The sequence below is a fragment of the Xanthomarina sp. F2636L genome, assembly GCF_026410195.1.
Taxonomy (GTDB): domain Bacteria; phylum Bacteroidota; class Bacteroidia; order Flavobacteriales; family Flavobacteriaceae; genus Xanthomarina.
Genome location: NZ_JAPMLM010000069.1, coordinates 321,489 through 337,546, shown reverse-complemented (window position 1 = coordinate 337,546; position 16,058 = coordinate 321,489). Strand labels below are relative to the sequence as shown.

The 16,058-nt window shown below is 31.7% G+C and carries 18 protein-coding genes; 6 read left to right on the top strand and 12 right to left on the bottom strand.

Features of this window, described 5'->3' with window-relative positions; translation table 11 throughout:
- The first annotated feature begins 21 nt into the window (after window positions 1-21).
- On the top strand, window positions 22-801 hold the full coding sequence (gene murI / locus OS191_RS12635) for a glutamate racemase (protein WP_267156076.1): 780 nt from the start codon (window positions 22-24) through the stop codon (window positions 799-801).
- Between the two features lie 6 nt (window positions 802-807).
- On the opposite strand, the gene OS191_RS12630 is transcribed toward murI, so the two are convergent.
- Both OS191_RS12630 and OS191_RS12625 read right to left on the bottom strand, forming a co-directional pair.
- Window positions 808-1,326 (bottom strand): gamma carbonic anhydrase family protein, encoded by a 519-nt coding sequence (locus tag OS191_RS12630; RefSeq protein ID WP_267156075.1) that lies wholly within the window; start codon window positions 1,324-1,326, stop codon window positions 808-810.
- 118 nt (window positions 1,327-1,444) lie between these two features.
- On the bottom strand, window positions 1,445-2,455 hold the full coding sequence (locus tag OS191_RS12625) for a PorP/SprF family type IX secretion system membrane protein (protein WP_267156074.1): 1,011 nt from the start codon (window positions 2,453-2,455) through the stop codon (window positions 1,445-1,447).
- Window positions 2,456-2,706: 251 nt separating this feature from the next.
- On the opposite strand from OS191_RS12625, the gene OS191_RS12620 reads away from it, so the two are divergent.
- The 5 genes from OS191_RS12620 to OS191_RS12600 all read left to right on the top strand — a co-directional run bounded on the left by OS191_RS12620 (window position 2,707) and on the right by OS191_RS12600 (window position 7,301).
- Window positions 2,707-3,609: a NifU family protein gene (locus tag OS191_RS12620; protein WP_267156073.1), complete on the top strand. Its 903-nt coding sequence runs from the start codon at window positions 2,707-2,709 to the stop codon at window positions 3,607-3,609.
- A 52-nt stretch (window positions 3,610-3,661) separates the two neighbouring features.
- Window positions 3,662-3,862 carry a dodecin family protein gene (locus OS191_RS12615; RefSeq protein ID WP_267156072.1) on the top strand — a complete coding sequence of 67 codons (201 nt, stop codon included), beginning with the start codon at window positions 3,662-3,664 and terminating at the stop codon, window positions 3,860-3,862.
- A gap of 144 nt (window positions 3,863-4,006) precedes the next feature.
- Window positions 4,007-6,046, top strand: a complete 2,040-nt coding sequence (locus OS191_RS12610; protein WP_267156071.1) for a thioredoxin domain-containing protein — start codon at window positions 4,007-4,009, stop codon at window positions 6,044-6,046.
- Window position 6,047: 1 nt separating this feature from the next.
- Window positions 6,048-6,401: a DUF1304 domain-containing protein gene (locus tag OS191_RS12605; RefSeq protein ID WP_267156070.1), complete on the top strand. Its 354-nt coding sequence runs from the start codon at window positions 6,048-6,050 to the stop codon at window positions 6,399-6,401.
- Between the two features lie 87 nt (window positions 6,402-6,488).
- Window positions 6,489-7,301 carry a mechanosensitive ion channel family protein gene (locus OS191_RS12600; protein WP_267156069.1) on the top strand — a complete coding sequence of 271 codons (813 nt, stop codon included), beginning with the start codon at window positions 6,489-6,491 and terminating at the stop codon, window positions 7,299-7,301.
- Window positions 7,302-7,387: 86 nt separating this feature from the next.
- Here OS191_RS12600 and tsaB read toward each other — a convergent pair whose 3' ends face one another.
- From tsaB to OS191_RS12550, 10 genes are all read right to left on the bottom strand, one after another.
- Complete coding sequence (gene tsaB / locus OS191_RS12595) at window positions 7,388-8,062, bottom strand: tRNA (adenosine(37)-N6)-threonylcarbamoyltransferase complex dimerization subunit type 1 TsaB (RefSeq protein WP_267156068.1); 675 nt, start codon at window positions 8,060-8,062, stop codon at window positions 7,388-7,390.
- A gap of 5 nt (window positions 8,063-8,067) precedes the next feature.
- Complete coding sequence (locus OS191_RS12590; RefSeq protein ID WP_267156067.1) at window positions 8,068-9,396, bottom strand: TolC family protein; 1,329 nt, start codon at window positions 9,394-9,396, stop codon at window positions 8,068-8,070.
- Entirely contained in the window at window positions 9,389-10,504 is a 1,116-nt protein-coding gene (locus OS191_RS12585; protein ID WP_267156066.1) for an efflux RND transporter periplasmic adaptor subunit, read from the bottom strand. The genes OS191_RS12590 and OS191_RS12585 overlap by 8 nt, the downstream gene beginning before the upstream one ends.
- A 51-nt stretch (window positions 10,505-10,555) precedes the next feature.
- Window positions 10,556-11,800, bottom strand: coding sequence for an ABC transporter permease (locus OS191_RS12580; RefSeq protein WP_267156065.1), 1,245 nt, complete (start codon window positions 11,798-11,800; stop codon window positions 10,556-10,558).
- Between the two features lies 1 nt (window position 11,801).
- On the bottom strand, window positions 11,802-13,031 hold the full coding sequence (locus OS191_RS12575; RefSeq protein ID WP_267156064.1) for an ABC transporter permease: 1,230 nt from the start codon (window positions 13,029-13,031) through the stop codon (window positions 11,802-11,804).
- Window positions 13,024-13,725 carry an ABC transporter ATP-binding protein gene (locus OS191_RS12570; protein WP_267156063.1) on the bottom strand — a complete coding sequence of 234 codons (702 nt, stop codon included), beginning with the start codon at window positions 13,723-13,725 and terminating at the stop codon, window positions 13,024-13,026. The genes OS191_RS12575 and OS191_RS12570 overlap by 8 nt, the downstream gene beginning before the upstream one ends.
- A gap of 82 nt (window positions 13,726-13,807) precedes the next feature.
- The gene (locus OS191_RS12565) at window positions 13,808-14,035 is read right to left on the bottom strand and encodes a CAMCR motif-containing small membrane protein (RefSeq protein WP_267156062.1); all 228 of its coding nucleotides are present in this window, start codon (window positions 14,033-14,035) and stop codon (window positions 13,808-13,810) included.
- Between the two features lie 9 nt (window positions 14,036-14,044).
- Complete coding sequence (locus OS191_RS12560; protein WP_267156061.1) at window positions 14,045-14,590, bottom strand: DUF420 domain-containing protein; 546 nt, start codon at window positions 14,588-14,590, stop codon at window positions 14,045-14,047.
- Window positions 14,583-15,326 (bottom strand): SCO family protein, encoded by a 744-nt coding sequence (locus tag OS191_RS12555; RefSeq protein ID WP_267156060.1) that lies wholly within the window; start codon window positions 15,324-15,326, stop codon window positions 14,583-14,585. Before OS191_RS12555 ends, OS191_RS12560 begins: the two co-directional genes overlap by 8 nt.
- On the bottom strand, window positions 15,316-16,038 hold the full coding sequence (locus OS191_RS12550) for a hypothetical protein (protein WP_267156059.1): 723 nt from the start codon (window positions 16,036-16,038) through the stop codon (window positions 15,316-15,318). Before OS191_RS12550 ends, OS191_RS12555 begins: the two co-directional genes overlap by 11 nt.
- Between the last annotated feature and the right edge of the window lie 20 nt (window positions 16,039-16,058).

Below are 16,058 nucleotides of genomic sequence, written 5' to 3'. Positions count from 1 at the left end.
GCTTTTTTTATTTTTGATTTTATGAGCAAACAACCTATTGGCATATTCGATTCTGGTGTTGGCGGCACTTCTATTTGGAAGGAGCTCAACCTGTTGTTACCTCTTGAAAACACCATATATCTTGCTGATAGTAAAAATGCTCCTTATGGTGAAAAAACCAAGGAAGAAATAGTATCTCTTAGTAAAAAAAATATCGATTTTCTTATAAGTAAAAACTGTAAGCTTATAGTTGTTGCTTGTAATACGGCTACAACAAATGCAATTAAAGTTTTAAGAGAAACTTATAATATTCCAATTATAGGGATTGAGCCAGCTATTAAACCGGCTGCTTTACAAACTAAAACCAATGTTATTGGAATTTTGGCCACAAAAGGAACACTTTCCAGCGAGTTATTCCATAGGGCTACAGATTTGTTTGCTAATAAAATAAAAGTTGTAGAACAGGTTGGAGAAGGCCTTGTGCAGCTCATCGAAAGTGGCAAGTTAAACTCGGAAGAAATAAAAGCACTTTTAAAAATCTATTTAAAACCTATGATAGAAGCTAACATAGATTATCTTGTTTTAGGTTGCACTCACTATCCCTATCTTATTCCTCAACTTCTAGAATTATTGCCAGAGCATATTAAAATTATCGATTCAGGAAAAGCGGTTGCTTTACAAACCAAAGCTGTTTTAGAACAACATTTACTTTTAAATACTTCTCACAACAAGCCTGAATTAATGTTTTATTCTAACAGAGAAACCTATGTATTATCTTCACTTTTAGAAGAAACATATCAAATAGATTATTTAGATTTTTAAATATGGTTAATCTTCTTTAAACCAACTGGAATACTTCACATAGTTTTCGGCAATTCTATGTATTTCTCCTGACAGCAATTCAGGACTTACATCCTTCACTTTTTTGGCTGGAACTCCTGCATATATACTTCCTGCTTCAACTCTAGTGTTCTGAGTAACAACTGCTCCTGCAGCAATAATACTATTACTTTCTATTACACAATTGTCCATGACAATACTTCCCATGCCAATTAACACATTATCATGCAATGTACACCCATGTACAATAGCATTATGACCAATAGATACATTGTTTCCAATATTTGAAGGGTGCTTCTGGTATGTAGCATGAATCACTGCTCCATCCTGTACGTTTACTTTATTTCCTAATTTAATATAGTGAACATCTCCTCTAATAACAGCATTAAACCACACACTACATTCCTCTCCCATGGTTACATTACCAACTATAGTAGCATTCTCTGCTATATAGCAAGAATTTGGAATTTGAGGTTTATTTCCGTTTACAGATTTTACTATTGGCATAACTATTTAGTGTTACATATTAAGATATTACAAGATAAAAAAGTGGTCTTTATATATTTCTGAAATTTCAAGAAGATATTATTAAAAAAAAGCCTTGAAAAATTCAAGGCTATATGTTTTAGTTAACTGCAGGACAATTACAGTGGTAACGTTCTTTTTTACAACCAAATTTATATCCTAATGTTATTTGATGAAAACCACCATTATTATAAACTACTGAGTTTGCCTGATATGAATACGTATAAGCAAACATAAATTGTTCGTAATCTATTCCTAAAATAGGTGTGATATATTGTAATTTCTGACTTGCAATTTCAGTTCCATCTTGATATTCAGCTCCATCCAAACTTCTTCTATAAGAAAGTCCTCCCCAAAGTTTACCAAACTCAAAGTCTTTATAAGCTTTTGCATTTACATCTATTGAAGACTCTTTTGTTCCGTCTTTATACATAAACATTAAAGAAGGCTCAAAACTCCATTCGCTGCCATATTTTTGAAAAACGTTTCCTGCACTTAAAATAAATTGTCTTGGATTATCGTAAGCAAAAAGTCCGTTTTCATTAGAATTTACTCCTTCATTTCTAAGCATATTCTTAACCGTAGCATGTGCATAAAAATTATATAGGAAATATGAAAATCCGAAATCTATATTAAAATTAGTAGCGCTTTGATCAATACCTGCAATAATAGGATCGAAAGGCTCATTTTGAAATGCAGTTTCGTCCAATTTATATTGTAAAGCACCAACACTTAAACCAAAAGAAAGCATGTTTAAATCTACTTCACTTCTAGAAAACATAATATGATGCGCATAGGTTAAATAAACCCCAGTTTGCGAATGATACCCATTTTTATCAGAATAAAGAATAGCTCCAATTCCAGAATTAGACTCTCCTATTCTACCATTAATACTCATGGTTAAAAGACTAGGTGCGTCTTCATCTCCAAACCATTGTTGGCGACCAGTTACTCTAACTTTAGCACAATTGGCTGCACCAGCCATCGAAGGGTGTATTAAGTAGTAATTATCGGTTAAATAATCTGAGTATACAGGCATACCCTCTTGAGATTTAGCCACTTGCATTATTAAAAACACAAAAGCTAACATATAAAACCTTTTCAATATCATAATTTTAGTTTTCAGGGACTCTGTTTAATTGATTGTTTTAAGTTGCTATTAATAAAACTAAATTCTAACAAAAAAATTATAAACAGAAACCAAATATATAAAAATTACTTTTTATCAGTCTCACAATAAAGATAAAGGTTTACAATATTTGGAGAATTTAAGATAAAAATATACGCGACTTAAAGCGAAAAAGTCAAATATATGGATATCTGAAGTTATCTTTTAGTATTTTTGTCAAAAATTTTAATCTTATGAATACTTTTGAGGTTTCAATTAAAGAAACTACCAATAATAGCATTATAAAATTCGAAATAAATCAGTTTATCACCCAACATAAAAGCTTCGAATTCAACAATATAGACGAGGCAAAAAACTCACCTTTAGCACAACAACTATTCTATTTGCCTTTTGTAAAAAAAGTATATATCTCTGGTAATTTTATAGCTATTGAAAGATATAACATTGTAGAATGGAAAGATGTACAGGAAGAAGTTGCTGAACAAATAGGAACCTACTTAAATGAAGGTGGTGTTATTGTAGAAGAAACAGCTGCTACAAAAAAAGTTCCAATTACTGTTTATGCTGAAGTAACACCAAATCCAACAGCCATGAAGTTTGTTGCTAATAAAAAATTAGTAGCAACTTCTTTTGAGTTTACTTCAATAGACGAAGCAAAAATGTCTCCATTAGCCTCCGAATTATTTCATTTCCCATTTGTAAAAAACGTCTTTCTTGACGATAATTTCGTTTCCATAACTAAATATGATATGGCCGATTGGAACGATATTACCATGGAGTTACGCGAATTTATTAGAAGTTATATTGAGCAAGGCAAAGAGATAATAGTTGCTAATGCTTCAAAAACATCAAAAAAAACTACAGAGCAATTAGATGAGAGTTCTAAGGATTTGGATGACATCTCTAAACAAATTATAAATATTCTTGAAGAATACGTAAAACCAGCAGTTGCAAGCGATGGTGGAAACATTCAATTTACTTCATACAATCCCGAAACTAAAGTTGTAGAAGTTGTTTTACAAGGTGCTTGTAGTGGGTGCCCATCGTCCACATACACTTTAAAAAGCGGAATTGAAAATATTTTAAAAGAAATGCTACAAGGGAAAGTTAACAGTGTAGTTGCTATAAACGGATAATTTTTTATTAACTTTAAGACTCATTAAAGTTTCACTTAAAAAAATTAAAATTATGGCAGTATTAAAAGTTATCGAAGTTTTATCTAATTCTAAAGAAAGTTGGGAAGATGCTACTAAAAAAGCAGTAAAAGAAGCTTCAAAAACTGTAAAGAATATTAAATCTGTATATATTAATGAACAAAGCGCCATTGTAAATGGTGATAATGTAACAGAATTTAGAGTGAATGTAAAACTCACTTTCGAAGTAAAATAATCTTACTTCATATATCTTAAAAAAAAGCGTTCTCCAGAGAACGCTTTTTTTGTGTCTTTAAATCCTTAACTTTGATATATGAAATATGTTCAGTTGTTAATATTCTGCATTTTAATAAGTTGCCAAGGACAAAAGAAAAAACCCATGAATCAAGCATATACAAACAATTTAATTAACGAAACCAGCCCATATTTACTACAACATGCATATAATCCCGTAGATTGGAACCCATGGAATGAAACTGCTCTTGCACAAGCAAAAAAAGAAAATAAATTATTATTAATTAGTGTGGGATATGCAGCTTGCCATTGGTGCCATGTTATGGAACATGAGAGTTTTGAAGATACTATAGTGGCCGAGTTAATGAACTCAAAATTTGTAAATATTAAAGTTGATAGAGAAGAACGTCCAGACATTGACCAAGTATATATGAATGCCGTACAACTTATGACGGGAAATGGTGGGTGGCCCATGAATGTGGTGGCACTTCCAGATGGCAGGCCAGTTTGGGGAGGTACTTACTTTAGAAAAGAGCAATGGCTGAGTGCTTTAGAACAAATCTCCGATTTATACAGAAAAAACCCTGAAAAGCTTTACGAATATGCCGATAAACTAGAACAAGGCATTAAAGCTATGGATGTGGTTACTTTAAATAAAGATGAAGCAGAGTTTTCTACTGAGTTTATTAATAATACTGTAAAAAACTGGTCTCAATATTTCGATCATCAGTTTGGAGGTTTAAAACGTGCTCCAAAATTTATGATGCCTAATAACTATCATTTTTTATTGCGTTATGGCTATCAAAACAAACATCCAGAAATACTAAAATTTGTAAATCTAACGCTCACCCAAATGGCATACGGTGGTCTTTACGATCAAGTTGGAGGTGGCTTTTCTAGGTATTCGACAGATGTGAATTGGCATATCCCTCATTTTGAAAAAATGCTTTATGACAATGCGCAATTGGTAAGTTTATATTCAGATGCCTACTTAATTACTAAAAACAAGCTTTATAAAGATGTGGTTTATGAAACTTTAAAATTTGTAGAACGTGAATTAACTGCTGAAAATGGGGCTTTTTATTCTTCCCTTGATGCAGATAGCAATACCCCTGAAGGTCATTTAGAAGAAGGCGCTTTTTATGTTTGGAACAAAGAAGAACTTCAATCCTTACTAGCTTCAGATTTTAAGGTATTTTCAGATTATTACAACATTAGCGATTATGGCTTTTGGGAAAACAATCACTATGTTTTAATTAGAAAAGAGACAGACGAACAAATTATTAATACACATAACATTAGCATTGAGATTTTAAATGAAAAGAAAAGAAAATGGAAAGATCTTCTTATAAGAACTCGTGAAAAAAGGTCCAGACCAAGATTAGACGACAAAACCTTAACCTCTTGGAATGCCTTAATGATAAAAGGCTATGTGGATGCCTATCGTGTATTTGGAGAAAAGTCATTTTTAAAATCTGCCGAAAAAAATGCTCAGTTCATATTAAACAATCAATTACGTGAAGATGGAGGTTTAAACCATAATTATAAAAATAATAAAAGCACCATTAATGGATATCTAGAAGATTATGCTGCAACTATCGAAGCCTACATTGTTCTTTACGAAAACACTTTGAACGATAAATGGTTACTTACTGCAAGAGACTTAACTAATTATGTTTTTGATTATTTTTATGAAGAAACCAATAGCATGTTTTATTTCACCTCCAATGAAGACCCTTTATTAGTCTCAAGAACTATTGAGTATCGAGATAATGTAATTCCTGCAAGCAACTCAATTATGTCAAAAAATCTATTTAAACTATCTAGATATTTTGACAATTCATACTATTATGAAACAGCTACCAAGATGTTGAATAATATAAAACCCGAAATACAAGAATACGGTTCTAATTATTCTAATTATTTAGATTTAATGATGAATTATACACACCCTTTTTACGAAGTTGCTGTTAGTGGAACAGAAGCAAAAAATAAAATTGAAGAATTAAACCAAGTCTATTTACCAAATAAAATACTTGCAGGTAGTACAGAGGAAAGTAATTTACCTTTATTGAAAAATAGATTTTTAGAAAATGAAACTCTTATTTATGTTTGTGTAAATCATGCTTGCAAACTTCCTGTTAAAGACAGTAAAAAAGCAATAGAACAATTAAAAAGCAAATAATATGAGCCTTATATCCATTTTTTTAATTTGCTTAGTCGCCATAGAACATCTCTACTTTTTGATTTTAGAAATGTTCTTATGGACAAAGCCAAAAGGGATAAAAACGTTTGGATTAAAATCTAAAACATATGCTGAAGACACAAAGGTTTTAGCAGCTAATCAAGGGTTGTATAACGGGTTTTTAGCAGCTGGACTAATTTTCACACTAGTTAACAACGATCTTAAAACCCTTTTATTCTTTTTAATTTGCATTACAATTGCAGGGATTTTCGGAGCCATTTCAACAAAAAAAATAAGCCTATTTTATTTTCAATCAATTCCTGCTATTTCAGCAATTATATCCATTATTATCTAAATTTGACTTAGAATGCATCTGTTTGCTATTGAAAATCAGATTTCAAAGTATTTTTTTTAACTTTGCAATCTAACTTAAAATATAAATATGGACTTAGAAAAATGGACTGAACGAGGAATTGAACTTATAACAGTATATGGCTTAAAACTTTTGGGAGCTGTTCTGATATGGATTATAGGTTCTTGGATTATTAAAAAGTTATTAAACGCTTCAAAAGCGATTATGAACAAAAGGGATCTAGAAGAAAGCCTTCAAAAATTCTTGTTAAATCTTTTAGGATGGGTTCTAAAAATTCTTTTAGTTTTAAGTATATTATCTCAAGTAGGAATTGAAACAACTTCTTTTGCTGCTATTCTAGCTGCTGCTGGTTTAGCTGTTGGAATGGCACTCCAAGGTTCTTTAGCTAATTTTGCAGGAGGTGTATTAATTATGATTTTTAAACCAATAAAAATTGGAGACTTCATTGAAGCTCAAGGTGAATCTGGTACAGTAAAAGAAATCGAAATTTTTACTACAAAGTTAACAACTCCAGACAATAAAGAAGTGATAATTCCTAATGGAAGTCTTTCTAATGGTAATATAACTAATTATAGCACGGAAGACACAAGGCGTGTAAACTTTAATTTTGGAGTAGGATACGACTCAGATATCAAAAAAACTAAAGAAGTTATAATGAGTGTTATTGAATCTAATCCCGCTATTTTAAAAGATCCGGCACCAGCAATAAATGTTTCGGAGTTAGGAGATAGTTCTATCAACTTCTTTACTCGAGTTTGGGTAAAGAAAGAGGATTATTGGGATGTAAACTTTGATACTATAGAACGCACTAAGGAAGCTCTTGATGCTGCCGGTATAGACATACCTTATCCACACCAAGTTGAAATACAAAAGCAAGGCTAAAAATTTTCTCTTTTAAAAAAGAGAACTTTAAGCTTAATAAATTAATTACAAACCTGTCTGTATTTAAAACCAGACAGGTTTTTTTATTATCTTTTTTTTGGCTTTAAGGCTATAAAATCTTTCAAATAATAAGGTTCAAAATAAGCCACATCTTCGAAGTTATTATTTTTGTATTTAGAATAAGCTATGGCACTCATCTCATTTGCTGATGGTAGTTTACTATCAATAAAATGAGCATTTGGATGCTGTATGATTGTTTTAGATTTTTCAACGCCATTTCCAATAAAATAAACAGGACCTTCTTCTAAATAATTAGCAAAAGAATCTGCTTCTAGAATTTGAGCTTCTACTAATCGAACTTCATTATATGTTTCATCAAAAACTGCCGAATACACTTCCATTCTTCTGGCATCTAACATAGGAATTATAATTCCTTCTTTAATATCAACCTGATGTGCTAAAGCTGCTAAAGTAGAGACAGATATAAGAGGTTTGTTTAAAGCAAAACAAAGCCCTTTTGCTGCCGAAACGCCTATTCTTAATCCTGTATAAGACCCAGGGCCTTTACTTACTGCTATAGCATCTAATTGGTTTGGTGTTAAATTATTTTCGGCCAAAAGTTTTTCTATATACACATGCAAACGTTCTGCATGAGAATAGTCTTTACTATTATCTTCTAAAAGTGCAAAAGTCTCTCCTTTTTTAGAAAGAGAGACTGAGCAATTGGTTGTTGATGTTTCTATATTTAATATAATGCTCACTATACTTAATCTATTAAAGATTTACCCAAGTAGAAATCTAATACTTTAGTTTTAAATACAAAGTCGTATTTCGCATTGGTAAGACCCGATTGTGCATTTATTAACTGTATTCTTGTTTGTTCTAAATCGAACGTATTTAAGGCTCCCATATTAAAACGTTCTTGGGCATTTTGAAATGCTAATAGCTGTGCTTCCAATGATTTTTTTGAAGCTTCAAAGGTTTTATAAGCAGCTTTGGCATCTGTAAATGCACGTTGAATGTTACTTTCTAAATTTAATTTAGTTTGTTCTAAATCTAAAATACTATTTTCTTGTTGAATTTTAGTTTTAGCAACATTAGTCTTATTGTCATAACCTGAAAATATTGGGATAGCAATATTCAAATTAAAACTATGAGCTTTTTGATCGTTTAATTGATTAAAAAAAGTTGCTTCATCTTTAGCAATATTTGAGTAGAATACATTTGATCCAAAACTATAACCTAAAGACACATCTGGCAAAAATCCACTTTTAGCAATTTCAGTACTAATTTGAGAGTTTTCTATGTTCTTTTCTGCTACTTTAACTTCTGGTCTGTTTTGATATGCATATTCTAAAATTGGAGTTACATCTTTATACAACAAAGCAGAAGAAGGGTCAGCTACTTCTTCAAAATCAACTTGAAAACCTTCAAATGGCAACTGTAGCAATTGTGCTAAAGACAGTAAGGATAAATCAAAATTATTTTCAGCTATAGTTAAATTTTGCTCATCTCTACTAGAGGTTGCTACTGCATCATAAATATTTGCTCTTGGTTGTACTCCTGCGTCTACTAATTTAGTTACACGCTCTAACTGTGCTTGAGAAAAGCTTAGTTGGGCTTGGGCTGTTTCAAGATTTTCCTTGTTGAATAAAACATTCAAATACCCATTAACCACGTTTAGTGAAATATCGTCTTTAATACGCTCCAACTCCATTTGGTTCAACTCATAATTAATTTGAGCTTGCTTATGTAAGTTGGTGTTCCTAAACCCATTAAAAACAGTCTGTCTGGCACTTATACCAAGGTTAGTACTATGGCTTGTTCTATCAACAAACTGTCCATCAAAAAGTTCTTGATTTCCTATTCCTAAATTTTGACTTGCATTTGCGCTAACAGTTGGCAAAAAATTTCCTTTCGTTTCTTTTATATCATACTCGTTAGAAAGGATGGTATTATTTCCTTTTTTAACCGTAATATTATTTTCTAAAGCATAATTTACACATTCCTCAAGCGTCCATTTTTTTTCTTGCGAAAAGGCAGATATACTTATAAAAACCGATAGTATGGCTGTTGTAATTATGTTTTTATTCATCATCGTCGTTATTATCTTTGGAGGCTTTATTCCAAACTTTAATTTTATCTCCTTCTTTAACACCTTCAACTATTTCAACGTTAATACCATCTGAAATACCTAATTCCACATATTTTTCTTCGAAAGTATTATCTCCTTTAAGGATCTCTACAAAAGGTTTTTCGGTAATTCTGTTAAATTGAAGCAAGGCTTCTTTAATAACTAAAACACTGTCTTTACTTTCCATGTCAATTTCAGCATTGGCACTATAACCAGCTCTAATTTTTGTTGAAGGCGTAACGGTAACATCTGCTTTAATAGTAAATTGGACGGCTCCACTTTCTTCTTGTCCTTTAGGAGCAACAAAAGTTAATTTTGCTGGAAATTCTTGTTCGTTTAACGCTCCAAGAATCACTTTAATATCTCTACCTTCTTCAATTTTTCCAACTTCAGCTTCATCTACTTTTCCTTCAAAGATCATTTTGCTCATATCTGCAATGGTAGCTACTGTTGTTCCTGCATTAAAACTATTGGATTCAATAACTTGATCTCCTTCTCGAACAGGGATTTCTAAAACAGTTCCTGCAATTTGAGCTACAATATTTGTGTTTGCAGAACCTCCTCCAGAAAGCGATCCTTGTCTTATAATTTGAAAATCGTTCTGTGCTTGAATTAGCGATTCTTTAGCTTGATTGTAAGATAATTCACTGTTTTCGAAATCTTGTTTTGAAATCACTCCTTTTTCAAAAAGTCCTTTGTTTCTATCGTAAAGAATTTGTGCATTATCTAAGGCTAATCTTCCTGTACGAATTCTACTATTGGCACTCGCTAAATTTTGCTCGTTTGGTACTACACGAATTTTAGCAATTAAATCGCCTTTTTTAACGATGTCACCTTCTTCAACTAAGATTTTATCAATAATTCCAGCAATTTGAGGTTTCAACTCAATTTCTTCTTCTGGATTCAACTTTCCTGTAGCCACAACTTTGGTGTTAATGGATGTGAAGAAAGGCTCTTCTACTTTAAAATCTTCTATAGCTTTAGAATTTGAGTCTTTAAAGTATTTAATTACCCATACAAAAAGTATTAGTAATATAATTCCTAAAATGATTTTTACTGTTTTATTCATGTGATTTTTATTATTATTCTTTGATTGGTTTTAATAGCTTGTAAATTATTTTTATTCTTCTCTTAGTGCGTCTATTGGCTTAATACTAGTGGCTTTAAAAGCTGGAATCAGTCCAATTAATGTTCCTAGGATTACTAATATTATTAGGGCAACAAATACAACCGTTATGGAAACGGATGCATTAACAATAACAGCTTCATCTCCTTGTCCAAAGGCTGAATCTATTCCTATAAGGATCCATCCACCAGTTATGATTCCAAAAAAACCAGCTAAAAGTGTAATAAAAACAGCTTCTACAACAATTTGTCTCTTAATTTCAAATGGCGTGGCACCCAAGGCTCGACGAACACCAATTTCTTTGGTTCGTTCTTTTACCGTTATTAATAGTATATTTCCAATAGCAAATACACCAGCAATTAGAGTTGCAATACCAACAAACCAGGTTAAAAACTGCATCCCAATTAAAAACCCTGTGATTTTAGCAAATTCTTTTCCGAGATTAAAACTTCCAAATGCCCGATTATCTTCTGGATGCACATGATTTAGGTTTTTAAGAATCAGTTTGGAATCTGCTTCAATTTGACTGATATCATATTCAGGTTTTCCAGTTATCATCATCCAACCTATTTGATTTCCTTGATTATAAATTTGTTGAAACGTAGTAAATGGTATATGAATATCACTCGTAGGTCCCATGTTGACATTTCCGTTTTCAAACATACCTATAACCGTAAAGTTCATGCTGTTAATTTGAACTAATTGCCCAATCATTTCTTCATCCTTTTCAAACAATTGTTTATAAATATCTTCAGAAATAACTGCAACTTTTTTATTATTATCTATGTCGTTTTGATTGATAAAACGCCCGTGAATCAACTTCTTTTTTTGTACTTTATCCAACAAGGGGAAATCTCCATTAATAGAGAAGGTTCCCGATAAAAAATTTCTTACTACAAGGCCTTGGTTTTGATTTCTTGGTACAACAAACTCGATACCTTCCACATTTTCTTCTACTATTTTTGCATCAGAAAGTTTTAATTGCACCCGTTTTCCTTCTTGAAAACCTTTAAAAGGTTTACTTGTATTCTGCCCCCAAACAAAAACACTATTAGTTGCAAAACTTCCAAAAAGTCTATTGAAGGAATTTTCTAATCCTCTTGCAGAACCTAGTAGGCCAATTAGCAGTAAAATTCCCCACCAAACACCAACCATAGTAAGCATAGATCTTAGTTTGTTTTTACTAAGACTATCCCATACTTCTTGCCATGTATCTCTTTCGAATAAAAATTTTATCATATTAATCGTCTCTTAAGGCTACAATTGGTTTAATCTTCGATGCTTTTTTAGCTGGTAAATATCCTGCAATTCCACCAGCAATAATTAGTGTAATGGTTGCGCCAATGACTAACGTTATACTTACGCTTGGATCTTTTATAAAATATTTCTCTAAACTTGGTCCAACAAATTCTAAAACTCCCATGCCTATTAACAATCCTACATAACCTGCTATAGCGGTAATTAAAACAGATTCCATTAAAATGATAGAAATAATTGATTTTGGCGAAGCTCCTAAAGCTTTTCTAATTCCAATTTCTTTGGTGCGTTCTTTAACTATAAAAATCATGATGTTACTAACACCAACAATCCCTGCTATAAGAGTTCCAAACCCAATAACAATAATAATTACGCCTAGTCCAAAGGTCATTTGGTTCACTGTTTTCGATTCATTAGCTAAATTTCTAACTCGAATAGCTCTTTGGTCGCTACTTGCAACATCAAAACGGTCTTTTAAATCTTTGGTAAGTGTGTTACTAAAAGCAATAGCTTTATTGTAATTCATGTTAGGGTTGTAGGTTAGATTGATTTGATCTACATAATCGTTATTACCATACACACGTTGTGCAGTACTAACTGGCATATATATTAAGCGCTCTTCATTGTCACCACCATCGTCTGTGAAAATGCCGACAATTTTATATTGTAGGCCATTAAGACTCAAATATTTTCCTAAAGCTGTTGTTTTTAAAAACAAGTCTTCTTCAACCAAACGTCCAATCACCACCACTTTGGATTTATTATCTAAATCTAATTGATTGATGTATCTGCCTTCTTTAATTTTTGTGTTTTCTAGAAATTGATGATCTGGATGAACGGCTCTTACCGAATAAGAGTTTTTTTCATTTCTAAAAGACGCATTAACATTTAAATAAATTCTAGAAGTTATAAACTGAACATCATCTCCATATTCTTCTTTAATATAGTCGTAATCTTTATTTTTAAATTGAATTTGTCTTCCAGCCTGATAGCCTTTATTAGCTTTAGTTGTTGTTCCTGATTGAATGAAAATGGAGTTATTTGCATCGTCTGCAAATGCTTCAGCAAAGGTGTTATTTAACCCATTTGCAATCCCAAAAAGTATGGTAAACAACAAAATAGCGAATGCCACAGTAAAACCAGACAGGACACTTCTGGTTCTGTTCATATTTATACTTTGAAATATTTCTCTCCAAAGATCTCTATCAAACATATTGTGAAGCTCTAACTTGTTCTACTTTTTCATCTTCCATAATCAATCCATCTTTTAAGCGTACAATGCGTTTACACATTTGAGCAATGTCCTCTTCGTGCGTTACAATTAAAATGGTTTTTCCTTCATCATTTAACTGTTGAATAAATTCCATGATCTCATAAGAAGTCTTGGTATCTAGTGCTCCTGTAGGCTCATCGGCTAAAAGTAATTTAGGGTTTGCTGCCAAAGCTCTAGCTATTGCAACACGTTGCTTTTGACCTCCAGATAATTCGTTAGGCAAATGATGTGCCCATGGCTCTAACCCTACCTTTCCTAAGTGAAACAGTGCTAATTCTTGTCTTTCCTGTCTTTTCATCCCTTGATAATATAAAGGTAAAGCCACGTTATCTAAGGCATTTTTATAATTTATTAAGTTAAAAGACTGAAAAATAAAACCTAGAAACTTATTTCTATAAATAGCGGCTTTCTTTTCGGTAAGATTTTTAATGGGAACACCATCGAGAATGTATTCGCCTTCGTCTGCTTCGTCCAACATACCAATAATATTTAATAAGGTGGATTTCCCGGATCCAGAAGACCCCATAATAGCAACCATCTCTCCACTATCAACAGAAAGATCGATTCCTTTTAATACATGCAAACTTGAATCTCCTATTGGATAGGATTTGTGAAGTTTTTTTATGTTTAACATATTTATTAGTTGTTGGTTGAATTAGCTTTATATAAGTAAGACTAAGTAAAAGCCAATTTGTTACAACAAAAGTAAATATAATTTAAAGTGTCGATTTCTTAGACTTGTTAAACTTTTTATAAATTAAAAAGCCTAAGCCACCTACAAGTATATATGGCACAGCCATTAAATAAACAATTCCGTCGTTAATACCTTTAGCAATTTCCTGGCCTTCCTGATTTTCTAAAACAGCGCGACACATGGCGCATTGTGCATTTACTTGTACAAAAAAGAGAAAAGAAAAAAGTGAAAAAATAATTTTGCGTTTCATATTTTAATATTAAGCGTAATAAGGGGAAATCATAAGATAGACAATAACTCCTGAAATGGCAACATATAACCATAAAGGAAATGTGATTCTTGCAATTTTTTTATGTTGTTTAAAATTTTCGGTAATGGCTCTTACATAGGTTATTAAGACAAAAGGGATAACAACTATAGACAAAATAATATGTGATATTAAAATAAAAAAATAAACATACTTGATGGCTCCTTCTCCTCCAAATTTTGTAGAATCACTTGTCATATGATACGCTACATATAGGATTAAAAATATAGCAGAACATCCAACAGCGGTTGTCATTAAGTTTTCATGAAGAACAATATTCTTATTCTTAATAGCAAAAAATGCTATAATAAGAATAACAGCTGTTAAGCCATTTATGGTGGCATAAATTGGAGGCAAAAAAGTTAATGGTTCAACGTTAAAACCTAAATCACGTAAATTAACCCCAAACAACGCAGCAATAATCAATGGGATTACAATAGATAAAACAATAATCCACTTATTATATTTTTTTATGTCTTGTGGAGAATGATTATTCATTAAGTAATTTTTTGATGTCTTCTTTTAACATACTAATTTGCTCTTCTTGTCCGTCCTCATCTACTTTTTCAGCTTCAGATATAATTCCATTATAATATATTAACGGATTCCCATTTAATATTCTTGAACGTATAAATCCATTTTTATCAATTAATGCAAAATTTCCAGAGTGCTCAAAACCGCCTTCCACCTCTTCGGCTTCAGCTGTATATAAATTAAAGCCTTTATTTGCCAATTCATAAATATCTGCTTTTTCACCTGTCATTAAATGCCAATTTGGATTTGTAATACCGTATTGAGAGGCATAATCTTTTAAAACCTCCATGGTATCATGCTCAGGATTTATGGAAAAAGAAGCTATTCCAAAGTCTTTATTCCCTTTAAAAGCATTTTGAATGTCTACTAAGTTTTTATTCATTTTTGGACAAATAGTTGGACAAGTAGTAAAGAAAAACTCCACTACATATACTTTACCTTCGTAGTCTTTATTGCTAATGGTATTTCCATTTTGGTCTGTAAAGCTAAACGATGGCACTTTTTTAGCTTCGCCATTTATTTCTAAGAAAGCTATTTGACTGTTATCTTCAAAATTATTGTCTTGACCTTGACTCATTCTATCACTTCTAGAAATATCTCCATTCTTAATTCGATCTACAATTCTTGGTATAAAAATAATTCCAAACACCAAGATAATAAAGGCCATGCCTATATACGAATAATTAGTTTTATTGCTCATTTGTCTGTTTTAAATCGTTAGATCTTCTCGTAGAAGAATCAAAATTTCCTTTTCTTTTTTCTCTGTATTCTTGAAATAACACGCGTAAATCGTCTGCACTCATTTTATTTTTTAATTCGGCAACCTCGATACAATTATATGCATAAAGTGGATATGCTGGTTTTTTCTTTTCTTTCTCTTTATCCGATCTATCATCAAGGCGTCCACGTTGTTTTAAATCTTTATCAATAATAAACACATCATGAGTTGATAAATCTGCCCCTAATGGCGATCTGGATTTTAAACTATGATACACATTTTTTATATCTTCTTCTTCTCCAAATAGAAAATGCCAATATTTTAAATCTTCGTAAGATTTAATTTCTTTTTTAAGTAAATTGAGATCCTCTTGTGTTCCGTGTGGCAACAACAATACTACTTGAAATTTCTTAAAGCCTTTAAATTTATCATACACTAATTCTTTTAGGTTTGAAGCTGCTATGGTATTACTTATAGGCTCTTTTCCTAAAAACCCTAATACGGTAATATGATCTTTTAAGACAATATCCTGATTATCTTCTGAAGTAAAATGATCTAAATCGACTATATTCTCATGAACCACATCCAACGGATTGTAATGGTGTTTTGCAGGAAAAAGCATTAATAGGAAGATTACAGGAAGAAAGAATAATATCCCTAAGGTTGCATAACGTTTTATTAGCTTCTTATTCATTTATAAGCTGTGTGAAGCAT